This window comes from Janthinobacterium sp. BJB426 (genome assembly GCF_002735705.1).
In the GTDB taxonomy this organism is placed as follows: domain Bacteria; phylum Pseudomonadota; class Gammaproteobacteria; order Burkholderiales; family Burkholderiaceae_D; genus Janthinobacterium.
The window spans coordinates 411977-427825 of the sequence record NZ_PDZL01000002.1; the positions used below are offsets into that span (position 1 = coordinate 411977).

General features: G+C 63.1%; 12 protein-coding genes. 3 read left to right on the forward strand and 9 right to left on the reverse strand.

The window, feature by feature from the left end:
* Window positions 1-20 precede the first annotated feature (20 nt).
* Window positions 21-1406, reverse strand: coding sequence for a NarK family nitrate/nitrite MFS transporter (locus tag CSQ93_RS04820; protein ID WP_099376995.1), 1386 nt, complete (start codon window positions 1404-1406; stop codon window positions 21-23).
* Window positions 1403-2647: an MFS transporter gene (locus tag CSQ93_RS04825; RefSeq protein WP_099376996.1), complete on the reverse strand. Its 1245-nt coding sequence runs from the start codon at window positions 2645-2647 to the stop codon at window positions 1403-1405. Before CSQ93_RS04825 ends, CSQ93_RS04820 begins: the two co-directional genes overlap by 4 nt.
* A 283-nt stretch (window positions 2648-2930) precedes the next feature.
* Here CSQ93_RS04825 and CSQ93_RS04830 point away from each other — a divergent pair, with 283 nt between their 5' ends.
* Window positions 2931-3377 carry a GNAT family N-acetyltransferase gene (locus CSQ93_RS04830; RefSeq protein ID WP_099376997.1) on the forward strand — a complete coding sequence of 149 codons (447 nt, stop codon included), beginning with the start codon at window positions 2931-2933 and terminating at the stop codon, window positions 3375-3377.
* Between the two features lie 87 nt (window positions 3378-3464).
* Window positions 3465-3842 carry a SirB2 family protein gene (locus CSQ93_RS04835; protein WP_099376998.1) on the forward strand — a complete coding sequence of 126 codons (378 nt, stop codon included), beginning with the start codon at window positions 3465-3467 and terminating at the stop codon, window positions 3840-3842.
* 4 nt (window positions 3843-3846) lie between these two features.
* Here the strand turns inward: CSQ93_RS04835 and CSQ93_RS04840 are convergent, their stop codons facing one another.
* The 4 genes from CSQ93_RS04840 to CSQ93_RS04855 form a co-directional block, all read right to left on the reverse strand.
* On the reverse strand, window positions 3847-6309 hold the full coding sequence (locus tag CSQ93_RS04840; RefSeq protein ID WP_233516042.1) for a TonB-dependent siderophore receptor: 2463 nt from the start codon (window positions 6307-6309) through the stop codon (window positions 3847-3849).
* Between the two features lie 85 nt (window positions 6310-6394).
* Window positions 6395-7369, reverse strand: coding sequence for a FecR domain-containing protein (locus tag CSQ93_RS04845; RefSeq protein ID WP_099376999.1), 975 nt, complete (start codon window positions 7367-7369; stop codon window positions 6395-6397).
* On the reverse strand, window positions 7369-7881 hold the full coding sequence (locus CSQ93_RS04850) for a sigma-70 family RNA polymerase sigma factor (RefSeq protein ID WP_099377000.1): 513 nt from the start codon (window positions 7879-7881) through the stop codon (window positions 7369-7371). Before CSQ93_RS04850 ends, CSQ93_RS04845 begins: the two co-directional genes overlap by 1 nt.
* A gap of 103 nt (window positions 7882-7984) precedes the next feature.
* Window positions 7985-8626 (reverse strand): hypothetical protein, encoded by a 642-nt coding sequence (locus tag CSQ93_RS04855; RefSeq protein WP_158301117.1) that lies wholly within the window; start codon window positions 8624-8626, stop codon window positions 7985-7987.
* A 282-nt stretch (window positions 8627-8908) separates the two neighbouring features.
* On the opposite strand from CSQ93_RS04855, the gene CSQ93_RS04860 reads away from it, so the two are divergent.
* A complete protein-coding gene (locus CSQ93_RS04860; RefSeq protein WP_158301118.1) occupies window positions 8909-9421 on the forward strand; it encodes a hypothetical protein in 513 nt (170 codons plus the stop codon).
* 10 nt (window positions 9422-9431) lie between these two features.
* Here CSQ93_RS04860 and CSQ93_RS04865 read toward each other — a convergent pair whose 3' ends face one another.
* The 3 genes from CSQ93_RS04865 to CSQ93_RS04875 all read right to left on the reverse strand — a co-directional run bounded on the left by CSQ93_RS04865 (window position 9432) and on the right by CSQ93_RS04875 (window position 15371).
* On the reverse strand, window positions 9432-10739 hold the full coding sequence (locus CSQ93_RS04865; RefSeq protein ID WP_233516043.1) for a DUF3472 domain-containing protein: 1308 nt from the start codon (window positions 10737-10739) through the stop codon (window positions 9432-9434).
* Window positions 10740-10868: 129 nt separating this feature from the next.
* Entirely contained in the window at window positions 10869-12260 is a 1392-nt protein-coding gene (locus CSQ93_RS04870) for a Gfo/Idh/MocA family protein (RefSeq protein WP_199534255.1), read from the reverse strand.
* A gap of 66 nt (window positions 12261-12326) precedes the next feature.
* Window positions 12327-15371 carry a TonB-dependent receptor gene (locus CSQ93_RS04875; RefSeq protein WP_099377004.1) on the reverse strand — a complete coding sequence of 1015 codons (3045 nt, stop codon included), beginning with the start codon at window positions 15369-15371 and terminating at the stop codon, window positions 12327-12329.
* Window positions 15372-15849 lie beyond the last annotated feature (478 nt).

Consider the following 15849-nt stretch of genomic DNA (forward strand, 5'->3'; position numbering starts at 1 on the left):
GCCAGGCGTTCTGACGCCAACTAGCAAGGCATAGCCGCGTTCTTGCGCGCATAGCACCACCATGTGATGGCGATGCAGCTGACATAAAAGCCGATGAAGCACCACAGGGCCGCGTCGGGACTGCCCGTCAGCGCAATCGAGGTGCCATAGCTTTTCGGGATGAAGAAGGCGCCATACGCGGCCACGGCCGAGGTAAAGCCCAGGACGGCGGCGCCTTCCTTGTTGGCGTCGACGATCGCTTGCTCCTGCACCGCCTTGCCCTTGCCGGCCGCCGCGCGCTGGTGTTCCGTCAAAAAGATCACGGGAATCATGCGGAAGGTCGATGCATTGCCGATGCCCGTGCCGGCGAACAGCAGCATGAACATCCAGAAGAAGCCGTTGAAACTGCCACCAGTGCCACCTTGCGGCATGAAGTACAGCACGCCCAGCACGGCGCCTATCATCAAGAGGAAGGACCACAGGGTGACTCTGGCGCCGCCCAATTTATCGGAAATCACGCCGCCGGCCACGCGCGCCAGCGCGCCAACCAGGGGGCCGAGGAAGGCGTAATCGAGCGGGTTCACGTCGGGGAACTGGATCTTGATCAGCAGTGGAAACGCGGCCGAGTAACCGATGAAGGAGCCGAAAGTGCCCGTGTACAGCCAGCACATGAGCCAGTTGTGCTTGCGCTTGAAGATCACGGCCTGCTCGGAAAACGAGGCTTTCGCCGACGCCAGGTCATTCATGCCGAACCAGGCCAGCAAGGTGGACAGCGCGATGAACGGCACCCAGATGAAGCCCGCGTTTTGCAGCCACATGTCCTTGCTCACGCCATTCTTGACCCAGGTGAGCGAATCGCCGCCCCAGGCGCCGAAGACGGCAAACGTGATCACCAGCGGCACGACGAACTGCACCACGGACACGCCCAGGTTGCCCAGGCCCGCATTCATGCCCAGCGCGAAGCCCTTGCTCGCCTTCGGATAGAAAAAGCTGATGTTGGCCATCGACGAGGCGAAATTGCCGCCACCGAAGCCGCACAGCAGGGCCAGGATCAGCATGGTCGGGTAGCCCGTGTTCACGTCCTGCACGGCCAGGCCGATGCCGATGGCGGGAATCAGCAGCGAACCCGTGGAAATGGCCGTCCAGCGGCGCCCGCCGAAGATTGGCACCATGAACGAATAAAAGATGCGCAAGGTGGCGCCGGACAGGCCCGGCAAGGCCGTCAGCCAGAACAGCTGGTTGTTACTGTAAGTAAAACCGATGTTGGGCAGATTGACCACCACCACGCTCCACACCATCCACACGGCGAATGCCAGCAGCAGCGCGGGAATCGATATCCACAGATTGCGCGCGGCCGTGGCCTTGCCCGTGTTTTGCCAGAAGCTCGGGGTTTCCGGCTCCCACGTATTGATCATGTAGCGGCTCATGCTTTAACTCCTGCAGGTTGAGGGATAGTCGCCGCGCGTAGCGGCTTGAACGAGAAATACATCCAGACGAGGGAAACGCAGACGGTGCCGTACAAGAGCATGAAAGAGCTCGAACGCACGCCGGTGAGGTCCACCAGGGCGCCGAACATCACGGGCAGGATGAAGCCACCCAGGCCGCCGGCCAGGCCTACCACGCCCGAGACGGCGCCGATATTGTCGGAAAAATCATCGCCGATGAACTTGAAGACGGATGCCTTGCCGACCGCCATGGCGATGCCGACGATGAACAGCAGCACGGTGAACCACAGCGGCGACAGGCCGATGTGGAAAGCCAGCGGTCCCGTGACGGTTTCCACCACCATCTGCGTTTGCGGATACGACAGCAGGAAGAAGCACACCCAGCACACCCACATCACGGCCCAGGTGACTTTCGCCGCGCCGTATTTGTCGGAGATCCAGCCGCCAAACGCGCGCAGCACGCCGCCCGGCAGCGAGAAGCAGGCAGCCAGCAGCGCCGCGTGCTTCAAATCGAAGCCGTATTCGGCCACGTAGTACTTCGTCATCCACAGGGCCAGCGCCACGTAGCCGCCGAACACCACCGAGTAGTACTGGCAGTAGCGCCACACGCGCGGATCCTTCAGCACCTTCATCTGCGCCGAAAAGCTCTCGCCCGATGGCGCCAGGTGCGATTTCTCCGTGTACGAAAACAGCCAGAAGATGATGGCCGTGGCCAGCATGGCGACCGCATACACCTTGGGCAGCATCTGCCAGCCGAAGGCGGCGACGATGCCCGGCGCGACGAACTTGGTCAGTGCGGAACCGGAGTTGCCGGCGCCGAAGATGCCCATCGCCAGGCCGCGGCGCTCCTTTTCATACCAGCGTGCCACGTACGGCGTGCCGACGGAAAACGAGCCGCCCGCCAGGCCGACGAACATGCCCAGCACGAGGAAATGCCAGTAGGCGGTGGCGTAGGAGATCAGGTAGATCGGCACCACGCTGGCCAGCATCAGCCAGAAGAAGACGCGGCGTCCGCCGTATTTGTCCGTCCAGATGCCCAGGGGCACGCGCACGAGGGAACCCGTCAGCACGGGCATGGCGGCCAGCAGGCCGAATTGTGTTTCAGTCAAGCCCAGGCTGGTCTTGATGGGGATGCCGAGCACGGCGAACATCATCCAGACTGCAAAGCAGATGGTAAATGCGAAGGTACTGCTGACCAACACGGAAAACTGCTTGCGCCGCATGCCGGGTTCGACTGCCTTGTTATTACTGTTGTTCTTAGTGCCATCTAGGGTAGCCACGATGTTTCTCCATGAATGCACTGGCCGTCTGGCCAGCCGTCCCGACCAGCTTACGTGGCAGAGGGGAAAGGCACTATCGGTCACAGGGTGATTCTGGAAAGGCAATCTGGATAGCCGTATCGGCAAAAGTGACTAGATGGCGCGGTGCGGATCTAGCCTGGATGGCGGGTGTTTTACAAACGGACGCATTTTTGGCACACTCGGCGCCTGGAGAAAAAGGAGCGGCATGCAGAACAGAACGGAAGCAGATGAAATCGTCACCCGCGTGGCCGGGCATGGCGATGTGGCAGCCATGCTGGCCTGCGATGCCTACGCGCAGGCGCATGCCAGCCGGGGCGATGCCGTGCGCACCGCCGTCGGCAAAGGTCAATGCCAGGTGGCCATCCGGGCTGGCCAGGTGGCCGGCTATGTCCTCACGCACGACGATTTCTTTGGCTACGGCTTCGTCTCGCTGGTTGTGGTCGCTCCCGGCCAGCAGCGGCGCGGCGTGGGTTTGCGCCTGCTGGCCGCTGCCGCTGACACGTGCCGGACAGGGAAAATTTTCACGTCGACGAACCAGTCCAACCTGGCCGCGCAACAGCTGTTCGCCAGCGCGGGCTTCGTGTGCAGCGGCCAGATCGAGCATCTCGACGAGGGAGACCCGGAACTCGTGTACGTGAAATTCCTGCGTTAGCAGCGTCTCATCCCGACGACGTATGGCGCGGCGCGCCAAAGGCGGCTATGCTGGCGCCACCGTCAATCAACGCCCACCACATCACGCATGGATTACCTGAGCCTCAAGCATTTCCACATGGGTTGCGCCGCCGCCAGCGGCTTTCTTTTCCTCTTGCGCGGCGCCTGGATGCTGCGCTCCTCGCCCGCGCTGCAGCAGCGCTGGGTGAAGATATTACCCCACCTGGTCGACACGGCCCTGCTGGCCAGCGCCATCACCCTGGCCGTGTGGAGCGGCCAGTCGCCGGGCAGCCAGCCCTGGCTGGCCGCCAAGCTGTGCGCGCTGGTGGCCTACATCGTGTTGGGCACCATCGCCCTGAAACGTGGCAAGACGCCGGCCGTGCGCGGCGCCGCTTTCGCGCTCGCCGTGCTGGTCTTCGCCTACATCATCGCCGTGGCCGTGACCAAACAGGCCTGGCCATTCTGACACATCAGAAGAGGTAACGCAGGGTGACGCTGGCGTTGCGCGGCGCGCCCCAGTAACCCTGGTTGTACATGCCAAGCTGGCTGTAGTAATGCTTGTCGAACAGGTTGTTGATGTTCGCCTGCAGGGACAGCTGGCGCGACAGCGCGTATTTCGCCATCAGGCTGGCCACGGCGTAGCCACCCTGCTCCACGCGCTCCATGCCCTTCGGCCCGCTGGCATCGCGGTAGGCGCCGCTCTGCCAGTTCACGCCGCCGCCCAGCGATAACGCCCGCCAGTCGCCATGCAGCTGATACGTGGAAAACACGCGCGCCAGGGTTTGCGGCACATAGCTGTTCAAGCGCGCGCCCGCGTTGTCCTCGGCCGCCGCATGCGACACGCTGGCCGACACATTCCAGCCTTGCGCCAGTTCGCCCGAGACATCGAGTTCCACACCCTTGCTGGTGGTACCGGCTGCCGCGTAATACGCCTGCGTCAGTGAATTGCCGACAAAATGGCCCGTGTCTTCCTGCGCCAGGCCATCTTGCGCGATGCGGAACACGGCCAGCGCCGCATTGAGCTTGCCGCCGAAATACTCGCCCTTCACGCCCGCTTCCAGATTCTTGCCCTGCACGGGATCGAGGTAGCGCCCGAACCGGTCCTGGTAGCCCTGCGGCTTGAAGATTTTGCTGTAGCTGGTGTACAGCGCATGCTGCGCGTCGATATCCCACACCAGCCCCGCGTAGGGCGTGACGGCATGCTTGGCGTAGGCGTAGCTGCCGCCCCAGTCATCGACGTGGTCCGCCTTGTAGCGGCTGTAGCGCGCGCCGACGATCAGTTTCAACGGGTCGGCCAGCGAAAAGCGCGCCGTGCCGTAGATGCCGCGCTGCTGCACCGTGTCGAGCAACTGCCAGCGCGAGAAATTCGGGTTGTTCCAGTCCGGTTCCGGCGTCACGCCCTGCCATTGATGGAAATTGCCGTAGTCGACGCTGCCGCCGGCCAGGCCCGGATTGCTGGCAAACTGGTTACTGCCCGAGACGCCAAACGCCAGGTCGTGCGTACGGCCCAGCAGCTGCAGCGGCCCCTGCACATAGGCGTCGACGCTGTCCTGGCGCCGCGTGCCCGAGTAAAAGCCGGTGTAGCCCGTCACGCCCTGACCCGTGGCCTTGTCCGGCCAGGTATTGGCGAAAAGCTCGGCCGCCGAATAATTGCCCCAGCCGTGATTCAGCATGGCCGTCAGGTTCCAGCCGCTACCCAGGCTTTGCTCCAGGCGAAGAAAAGCCGTCTGGCTGGTGCTGAACCAGCGGCTCCAGGCGGTCGCCGTGGTGGCGGAGCGGGGCAAGGTGGCCCGTTCGCCATCCGCATACCACAGCGGCAGGCCGCCATACATGCCGCCGCGCGGGCGGTTGTCCTGATATTCATAGCCGGCGATCAGCACGCTGCCAGGCGCCAGATCCGCTTCCACGGTGGCGTAGGCCATGGCTTTCTTGCCGTGATACAGACTCACATACGATTCGCTGTCCTGGTAACTGGCGACGACACGGCCACGCACCTTGCCATCGCTGCTCAAGGGCGTGGAGAGGTCGGCGCTGGCGCGCGCATTGTTCCAGGAACCCAGGCTCACGGCCGCATTCCCGGCCAGCTGCCGAGATGACGCGCGCTTGCGCACCAGGTTGATGGTGGCCGATGGCTCGCCCGCGCCCGTGAGCAGGCCGGTGGCGCCGCGCACGATCTCGACCCGGTCGTAGGCCGTCATGTCCAGGGTGCTGTCGCCCACGCTGAACGCATTGTCGACCGTGGTGGGGATGCCGTCGTACTGGTAGCTGGCGATGGAAAAGCCGCGCGCAAAGAACGAAGTACGGTCGCTGTCGTAGCGGTTGATGGCCACGCCGGCCGCGTTTTGCAGCACCTCTTCCACCGTTTGCAGGTTCTGGTCATCCATCTGCTGGCGCGTGACCACGCTGACGGCTTGCGGCGTCTCGCGCACGGACAGGCCCAAGCGCGTGGCCGAACGCATGCTCTGCGTCGTATACGAGCCGCTGCCTTCCGTCGCGCCGTTCGCATCAAAGCTGGCGCTGACCTTCATCTCGGGCATGGTCTGGCCGCCATCGGCCGCCGCCACGTCGAGCACATAACCGCCATTCGCCTGCGGCACGGCGCGCAGACCTGAGCCGGCGACAATGGCGCCCAGCGCCGCCGGCACGCTGTAGCTGCCCGTCAGTCCGGCACTGCGCTTGCCCGCCACGGTGACAGCCTGGTAGGAAATCATGGTGCCCGTCTCCTGGCCGAAGCGCACCAGCACCTGTTCCAGGGTGCCGGCCGGTATCGCCAGTTCGATGCGCGCCGCATTGGCTGCCTGGGCAATAGGTGCGGCGGCCGAGGCGCCGCTGGCGGCGAGCAGCCACAGGGCCTGGCTGACGGCCAGCGCCGCTACGCTGCGGCGGCATACAGTGGAAGTGGAAGTGGCGTAAATAGGTGTTGTGCTGGGCATGCTGACTGTTTTCCTGAAAGTGAATGAGGGGTTCACTTGCTATGTCACGCGAAAATCGAAAAACCCTCAGTTTTTCAGAAAATAATCATGGATGCTGCCGATGCGGCACCACGGTCACCCAGAAGCGCGTGCTCTGGCGCACGTCGACGGGCAAGGTGCGCGTCAGCATGTCGAGTACTTTGTCGGTATCGGCCAGCGGATAGATGCCGGAGACGCGCAGGTGGCCAATAGCCGGGTCGCAGGCCAGGCGCCCATGGCGGTAACGTGCCAGCTCGCCGATAAAATCTGCCAGCGCCATGTCGCGCGCCACCAGCATGCCGGCCGTCCACGCATCGGCGCCGGCAGGCAGAAGCTCGACGGAGCCAACGCTGCCCGCCGTGAAAGTCGCTTGTTCGCCCGCCTGCAGCCTGCGCGCCACCTCAGGTGCCCGTTCCGGCACGATATCGACGGCGCCCGCGAACACGCCCAGCTTCGTACGTTCGCCTTCCACGCGCACGGCAAAGCGCGTGCCCACCGGTTGCATGCGGCCTTGCGCCGTGCGCACGACAAAGGGCCGGCCAGCCGCATCGTGCGCGGTCGTGACCATGATCTCGCCTTTGAATACCGTCACCAGGCGCTGGCCCGCGTCGAAACGCACATCGATGCTCGACGCCGTGTTGAGGGCGATGCGCGTGCCGTCTGCCAGCACGATGTGGCGCAATTCGCCCGTGCCGGTACGGTAATCGGCCAGCCAGAAGCGCGCCTGTTCATCGCCGCCCGCCAGCCAGGCGCCGCCGCCCACGGCCAGCAGCGCCAGCAACTTGAGCGACTGCCGGCGCGCCGCATTCGCTTGCGCGTGCAGCGGCTTGCGGGCCAGCGTGCCGTGCGCCAGCGGCGCAGGCAAGGCACGCATGCGCGCCATGCAGCCTTCCACATGCTGCCACGCTTGCTCGTTCTCCGGATCGCTGCCGCGCCAGGCGCGCCAGGCCTGCTCCACTTCGGGCGTGGCGTCGCCCGCCTGCAGGCGCACCAGCCATTCGACCGCCTGCAAGCTGGCCGCTTCCGGCGTGAGGGCACCCATCACGGCGCCAGTTGGCAAAAGAAACACTGGTGCATGGCTTTGACCAGATAGCGCTGCACGGTGGCCAGCGAAATGTTCAGTTCCAGCGCGATGGCCGCCTGCGGCATGCCATCGAGTTGCGACAGCAGAAAGGCGCGGCGCACGGCAGGCGCCAGGCCATCGAGGCGGCGGTCGATGTCGAACAGGGCTTCGAGCAGGATCGCCTGCGCCTCGGGATCGGGCGCACTTTGCGTCGGCAGGCTGGCCAGGGTTTCCAGGTAAGCCGCCTCCAGGTCGCGCCGGCGGTACAGATTGCCCAGCACGCCCTTGGCCACGGTCGTCAGGAAGGCGCGTGGTTCGCGCGCGGCGATGGCCTCGTCGCGGTTCAGCAGGCGCATGAAGGTGTCGTGCGCCACGTCGGCCGCATCAAACGCGTTGCCCAGCTTGTGTTTGAGCCAGCCTTGCAGCCACCGGTGGTGTTCGTGATACAGGCTGCCCACCTCCTGGTGGACGCCGGATTGGGCAGGCGGCACGTCGCATACTCCCTAGCTTGCAAATAATAATGATTCGCATTCTATCCCTATGCGGTGCTGCGGTGCAAGCGACCTGCCGGCCGCCGCCCCACCCGGCAGGTGCTTACTTGGCGCGGTTTCTTTCCTGAATTTCCTTGCCAAGGGCGTCCTGTAGCCACCATTCACGCACCTCGAGCGCCTTGTTCTCGATGCTGGCATTGGCCAGCAAGGGATTTTTCTTCAGGTATGCGATATCTTCCTCGAAATTGTCGTGTATCGCAGCCACTTCCAGGGAACGGTTGGCATCCAGACGTCCCAGGTAGATGACCTTGCCAGCAACGACGTCAAACTCGATCGGCTTCGGCGACGATTCGGAGTACCTGGACCTGAATCCATAGTCAAGCAGCCAGATGATAACGCTGTAGCGTCCCGGCGTCAGTTGCAGCGCAAAGGTGCTGCCCTTGCCCGTAGGCACCTTTGGCAAGACATTCTGCAAGGCGACCTGGCCGGCGGGAGCATGGCTGGATAACCACAGACTTTTTCCCTCGAGGGCGGCAGGGTCGCTGCTGACAATGCCGAAACTGGCGCCATGCGCCTCGAAGACGGAGCTCTCGAACACGGTGCCGACGACAACGCCCTTGGCAAGGTCGGGGGTCGTGTAGGTAAACGCAGGCGCGCTATTGCGGCCGGTGACGCAGGCCGACAACAGCGCAGGCAGCAAGACGGCGCACGCCAGCGCGCGCAGCATGGTGGTTCGGACAAACATGGATGATCCTGAGTAAAATGAAGAAATGGGTAACAAGTGATGGGCAAAGGGCAAAGGGCAAAGGACGACAAGCGTGCCTGTGCCTGCATGAGCCCAGACAAATATTTCCAATTGGAAATATTTTCAGTGTATCCGCCTGGAACAAAAATGTCTAGTTGACAAGTAGCCAAAGGACGCAGTACGCGTTCTGCAGAGCGCGGCAAGCTGCACGGCAATGATAGTATTGGCAACTTCATCGACAAGGCAGCCACCCTGGCCATGCCGCTCCCCTGAAAGGCAACCATGCTCTTATCCGAACTATTGACCAAGCTGACCTGCGGTGAACTGGAAGGCGAGGAACTCGACGACGCCGTCGCCGCCATCACCGAGGCTCCCTCCGCGCCGCGCGACGAGTGGATCGACAGCGATGCGCAGGCCTATGCGGTGGAACTCCTCTCGCAGCTGGGCGGCTATATGGCGTCGAGCGACAAGCTCGATGAACTGCACGAACAGATACAGGAGATGTTCGACGAATTCCCCGACTTCCCGTACGAGCTGCTCAAGGACAGCGACGGTAGCGCGCTGCCCTATTTCGAGTGGCTGGACACGGAACTGGCGCAACGCGCCGTGGACGAAGGCGGCTATGACCTGATCCAGATCGACGGCAATGGCACCGACGAAATGGATGCGCTGGTCGTGTACCGGCGCGATACAAACGACATCATCCAGGCGGCGGCATTGATGGGCGTGACGATAGGCCGGCCGCTCACCTACTATCGCGGCATCGAGGCGATGGTGGGCAAGCGGCCGTTCTGAGAAACCACGCCTATTGCATCGGCAAGGCCGCCACATCGACGGCCGGCGCCTGCCCGGTGGCCGGGCGCGTGAAGTTCTGGCTGGTCTGCACGTAGTCGGCGAAGAAGCCGCCGTTATGCAGGTAGAACTTGCCGTTTTCCAGGCCGCCCGCATAATCCATGCGCTGCGCATTGGTGGCCGTGGCGTCGCCGGTGAAGCGCCCCGCCGTCACTTCCGACCAGATGCCCGATGCATTCCTGGCCCACTGATTGCCAAACTGGACGCGCCGCTCCGTGTAGCCCAGGGTATCGATGAAGTTCTCGAGGAAGGAATGCACGCGCGTCAGATAGGTGGAAATCGCCGGCCGCTTCCAGGTGGCGATGTAGCGCCACTGGCCCGTTTCCGGCGCGAAGAACCAGGCCGAGTAATCGCTGCCTCCCTTGCCGTCGGGCCGCGCGCGCGTGATGAAGCGGTAGGTCGTGCCGGCGGCCCAGTTATACGACAGATAGGTTTGCCCGCCCGTGCCCTCGCCGCCAAACGCATTGTCGACCACGCCGGCGCCCTTGCTGACCAGGGTGGTCTTGGCGCCATTGTCGGCGTCCCACACGGAGAACAATATCCAGCGCTCGCTGGGCGACTTGACCTGGATGCCCATGTAGCCCTGGCCAAAGCCGTTGGCCATGAAATAGGAGCCGATGGCGTCCTGGCCCTTGGGGATCGTCATCTCGTTATAAAAATACTCGGTATCGGCCGGCACCGTGTAACCCATGTGCACGGACGGGCCGCGCCGCGACCAGTAGTAATTGGCGGGGTCATTGGCGTACGTGAGCGCGGCGTTCGACGTCACCTTCAGCGCGGTGACGTCGCCGAACGTGGCCTTCACGCGCTTCAGGCCCTGCATGTCGACCTTCACATAGCCGGCTGCCGCCACATTGACCGTGCCGACGGCATAGGTCTTGCGTTCCTTGCCGGCCAGCTTGACGTCGAACGGCGTGCCGTTGATCTTCACGCGGATGGTGCTGTTGCCGCCATCGGCCAGGCTGGCGTCGAGCGCCACCTGCACCGGCCCCGCCTCTGCCACGCGGAAATACGTGCTGGCGACGGCAGCCGGATTGCTCCAGCCGGCCAGGCCGCGCTCGTTGATGACGGCGCCTGCGTCCCCGCTGGTGATGAAGGCGTTGCCGGCCAGTTCCACGGTCGCCGTCGTGGCGGGCGCCGCCACGTTGGATGCCAGCAAGGCCGTATTGCCGTTGCCCGTGGCGGTGGCGCCGCCGCAGGCTGCCAGCAGCAAGGGCATGGCGGGAAGGATGGCATAGAGTAATGAACTTCTGTGTTTCATCAACGTCTCCTGGTGGTGAAGCTTTGCGGCGGGCGAACACGGGCCTGCGCACCTGCGCCGCGGTTGAAAAATGCATAGGGATAGAAAAAACCCGCTACGGCAACTGGTGCGGTAGCGGGTTCTGCAGGCTTAGTACTTGCCGTCGAGGGCGAAGATCGGCTTGCGCGCTTTCCACTGCCCGCCCGTGAAGTCCGGGAAGTCCAGGGTCTGGAAGTTGGCGGCGATAGACTGTTCGGACAGCGGCGTGATGGCACTCCACGTCACGGCATCGTAGATATCGATCGGCATCGGGGCGTTGGCCTTCAGGGCTTCGACAAAGGCGTGGATGACAAAGAAGTCCATGCCGCCGTGGCCTGCGCCTTCCGCTTGCGCCGCGTATTTGCGCCAGACCGGATGCTCATACTTGTCCTGGTAGGCCTTGAAGTCATCCCACTGGTGCGGCTTGCTGACGCCCTCGATGTGAATCGAATTGTTCAAGTCCATCCACAGGCCGTCCGTGCCTTGCACGCGGAAGCCCAGCGAGTATGGACGCGGCAAACTCGTATCGTGCTGCAGGATGATGGTTTCGCCGTTCTCGCACGCCAGCGTGGTGGTCACCACGTCGCCCAGCTTGAATTTCACCTTCGCGTTCGCATGCTGCGCGCCGCCCGGCTGCTTGACGATGTAGTCGTGCAAGCCGCGCGCCTTGGTGGCGAAGGCGTTGATGCGCGTAAAACGGTTGCCGCGGTTGATGTTGGTGTACATGGCGCATGGGCCGATGCCGTGGCTTGGATACAGCTCACCATTGCGCTCGACCGAGTGCTGCGTGCGCCAATGGGCTTCCGACCAGCCCTTCTCGCCGAATTCCACGCCGCCGCCATACGGCTTGGCCGGATTGCCGCTGTTGAATTTGACGGCGCGCAAATCGTGCTGGTAGCCGCCCTGCAGGTGCAGCAGTTCGCCGAACAGGCCCGCGCGCACCATCTGCAGCGCGGCCATGACGTCGCGGCGGTAGCACACGTTTTCCAGCAACATGTACGGCGTGCCCGTTTTCAGCTGGGTATTCAGGACATCCCAGTGGTCTTGCAGTGTGATACCGGCCACCACTTCGCAACCGACGGGTATCTTCGCTTGCATGGCGGCGATCGCCATGGGCGCGTGGAATTCCCACGGCGTGGCGATGATCACGCCATCGAGGCCGCCCGCGTCCAGCATGCGCTTGTAGGCTTTCTGGTCGCGGTCTTCGCCATACGTGCGCGGACGCGGCTTGCCGGCTTTGGCCACCTGGCCCAGCGCGTGTTTCAGCATGATCGGTTCGATATCGCACAGGGCAACCACTTCCACGTCATCGCGGCGCACCAGTTCGGCCAGCAGCACCTGGCCGCGCATGCCCGTGCCGATGACGCCCAGGCGGACCTTGTCGCGGCCGGCCGCAGGTGCGGCGCTGGCGTCGCCGGGCAGCAGTGCGCTGCCGGCCATGGCGCCACCGGCCAGCGCGGCGCTGGCGGAGAGGAAATTGCGTCGATTGATTTGTGTTGTCATTGGTCTCTACTCGCTTCCATTGGTAATGTTCGTCGCCGGCCCGCCTTGCAGCGGGCCGGCTGCAGTTTAATAGGTGTATTCAGCCGTGAAGCGCACGGAACGCGGCGCCGTGCGCCCATCGACCTGCAGGTAATTGCGGGAGATGGCGCCATGGTCTTCGCGCGTTTCGCTGTAGCGGGTCACGGTCTGGCTGTTGAACACATTGAAGACGTCCACCTTCAGGCTCAGGCCCTTGACGGCGCTGGGAGTATAGGCCACATTCATGTCCAGCTGGGCTTGCCACGGCAGGCGGCCCTGGCTGCCGCGCGGCGCCGGCTTGCCATTGCAATAGAAGTAGGAATCGCCATAGTCGTTCTCGAACCTCAGGTTGTCGGGCAGCGCGCCGATGCAGTTGCGCGGCGCACCCGAGGTCAGCGACAGGTTGGCGCCGACCATCACGTCCGGGATGACCTGCATGAAGCCATAGGCCTTGAAGGCGTGGCGGTGGTCGCCCGGCAGGTAGCCATAGGCGTTGTACATCAGCTCCTTGTGATCGTCGCTGACGGTCAGGCCCACGTCGCCGCCGCCGATGCTGTCCGTCTGGCCTTCCATATTGCCCTTCAGGCCGGACAAGGTGTAGGTCAGCTTGCCGTACCAGCCATTCGTGTACGGGTGCTCGATGAACATGTTCAAGGCGCGGTAGGTGCGCGATGGCAGTGGGTTGCCCCACTCCGCCGCCGAAATATCCACGCGGCGCAGGCCCTTGCCATCGTCAAAGTCCACCATCAGGCTGTTGTCGCGGCCAGGGTTGATGATGGCGCACTGGAAACCGCTCCAGTTGCCCGTATCGACGCCGTTGCGCGTGGCCCAGGCTTGCAGCGGACGCTCGTCGCAGACGTCGTCGTTGGTGTCGTTCAGCTTGCGGTACAGGAAGCTGGCGCCCACCACCAGCTTCTTGCTCAAGGCGCGTTCGAAGCCCAGCGAGAATTCATCCTGCGACAGCGGCTTCAGGCCGACGGCCGTCACTTCGCGCGCATCGCGGCTCTGGCCATACGCGTTGTTGGCCGAATACGGCTTGCTGATGGCGTGCAGGCCCGTCGGCGCGCCCGTGACGGGATCGACGCCCGTATAGGTGTACATCTCGCTGGTGGCCAGGAAGGGGCTGGCCATGTTGCTCGACAAATTCGATGGCACCGGCAGGTGGTAGCGGCCGCCGTTGGCGAAGAATTTCAGGGTGCCGTCGCCCAGATAATCCCAGGTGGCGCCCACGCGCGGGGCGATCATGTTGCGCTGCGAAATGAAGGCCACGCCATCGGTGCTGTAGTTGGTGAACTGCTCGCGGCGCAGGCCCAGGTCCAGCAGCACCCGTTCCGTGACCTGGTAGTGATCCTGGATGTACTGCGCCGATTGCACGCTGGTCGGACGGGCCAGGTTGGCGTTCAGGTCCTTGCTGACGTAATAGCCATCCTTGCCGTAGCCCTGGCCCTGGGCCGGCGTTTCAAAGGCGCCGTTGATCGGCAGATTCGGATCTGTCGCCCGCAGGTAGTTCCAGCGATAGCCGCCGGCCAGGCTCAGGCCCACTTTCGATTCCACGTCGATGCGGTCGATGCCGCCACGCAGCGAATGCTTGCCCAGCTTGTATTCCAGGTCCAGGCGCTTGGCCTTCTGGCGGTCCTCCGAGGAAGGGTCGGTCAGGGTGCCCGTGACCGATTGCGGGTTCATGTAGACCAGGCCAGGGACTTGCGTCGATTGGATGGACTTGGTTTGCGCCAGGCTGGGGTCATAGCCTTCGGGAGTGCGGCGGTGGCTGGTGCGCGATTGCCCCATCATGGCCGTCACCGTCAGGTTGTCCGTCAGGTAGCCCGTGTACTTGAAGATGTCGACATTCGCACCCGGTGCAGCCGACGAGCCGCAGCAGTTGATGGTGGTCTCGCTCCCGCCGCCAGGCACGTTGTTGCGTTTCAAGGTGGCATAGTCGAAACCATAGCTCTGGCTATCCGTAGTCGTGCGGTCATACAGCTTGGTATATTCAAAATGATGGTCGTCCGTCAGGTTGTAATCGAGCTTGGCCATCATGCGGTCAACCTTGCTCTTGCTCTCGCGCCAGCCGTTCGGCAGCACCTTGTCCGAGTCATCGCGCGCACCGGCGACGGCGCCGCCGTCCGTGCGCGTCTGTTCCAGCGCCACGAAAGCGAACAGCTTGTTCTTGATCAGCGGTCCGCTGCCGTACAAGCCGACGACCTTGCTGGTGCTGCCGTTATCGCGGTTCCAGTACTTCAAGGTGCCATCCGTGTCCGGATTGGCGCCCGTGTTCGGGTAATAGCGGTTTTCCGTCGTGCCTTTCAGCGAACGGGGGATGATGGACACCTTGCCGCCGAATTCGACCTTGTTGCCGCCGCTCTTGGTAGTGATGTTGATCACGCCGCCCGTGGAACGGCCAAATTCCGAGCCGTAACCACCCGACAGCACCTGCAGGTTGGAGATCGCGCCAAACGGCAGTTCCGACGCGCCCACCTGGGTCAGGAGATTCGTGATGGGGAAGCCGTTGACGTAGAACGCGTTTTCCGACTGGCCCGAGCCGCCGATCGACGGCGCATTGCCATATGCGCTGTTGGTGCCGCGCGCCACGCCCGGCGTCAGCTGCACGATGGAAGCGACGTCGTTCCCAACCGGCAGCGCTTTCAATTCCTTGGCCGTGAAAATCACGCCATTGTTGGTGTTCGACACGTCGATCGGATTGCGCGACGCCTTCACCACGACGGTCTGCTCCTGGCCCACGGTGCCTGCCGCGCTGGCCGGACCGAAGTTCGCTTCCGCGCCCGCGCCGATCAGGGCTTCGACTTCCTGCGACGCTTCCACCGAACCGGCACGCAGCACGCGCACCGCATAGCGCCCTGGCGGCATGGAGTTGGCCACGTAGCGGCCCGACGTATCGGGCGTCAGGCTGCGCTGCACGCCCGTCGCCAGGTTTTCCAGCACCACGGTGGCGCCGGCCGGCGCGCTTACTTCACCGAAAATGGTGCTGGTGGCGTTCGACTGTGCCCAGGCCTGGCCTGGCACGCCGGCCGCCAGGGCGATCACGATCGCGGCGGCGCGGCTGATGTCGCGCAATTTGAGTCGGGTGGTATGCATGGTGTGTCTCCGTCTATATCGAGGGTTATGCGCGCCCTCCCCGCTCCAGGGCGGAGCCGGGGGATGCAATTCTTATGGTGGTCGTCGGCTGGCGCAGCCAGGCAATTGCGCCTTCCAGGAAATCAGTCCGTATCGGCTGATTTTCGTTTTCTTGGGATTACTTTAAAAAGAAAAATAAGTATCGTCAACAAAAAGAAAGTTATAACGCAAATTTATTGCTAAATTCAGTAAATAAAGGCGTTTTATCTTTCGATTTAATCGATAATGCGTCATATAACTTTCGTTATCGTGGTATGACGGATACACACGTAGGCATGAAGAGGGCCATGAGCACAGAATCGGCGCAGAAATCTGGGGATATCAACGCGAAAGCAGCCAGGGCAATCGCCTTTCACTTACGTTTATCTTTCGTATTGCACATTTTAGAATGTTGTCTTTTCTTTTTGTAGCAATACCCCGGCCCGCCACCATGCTGGCT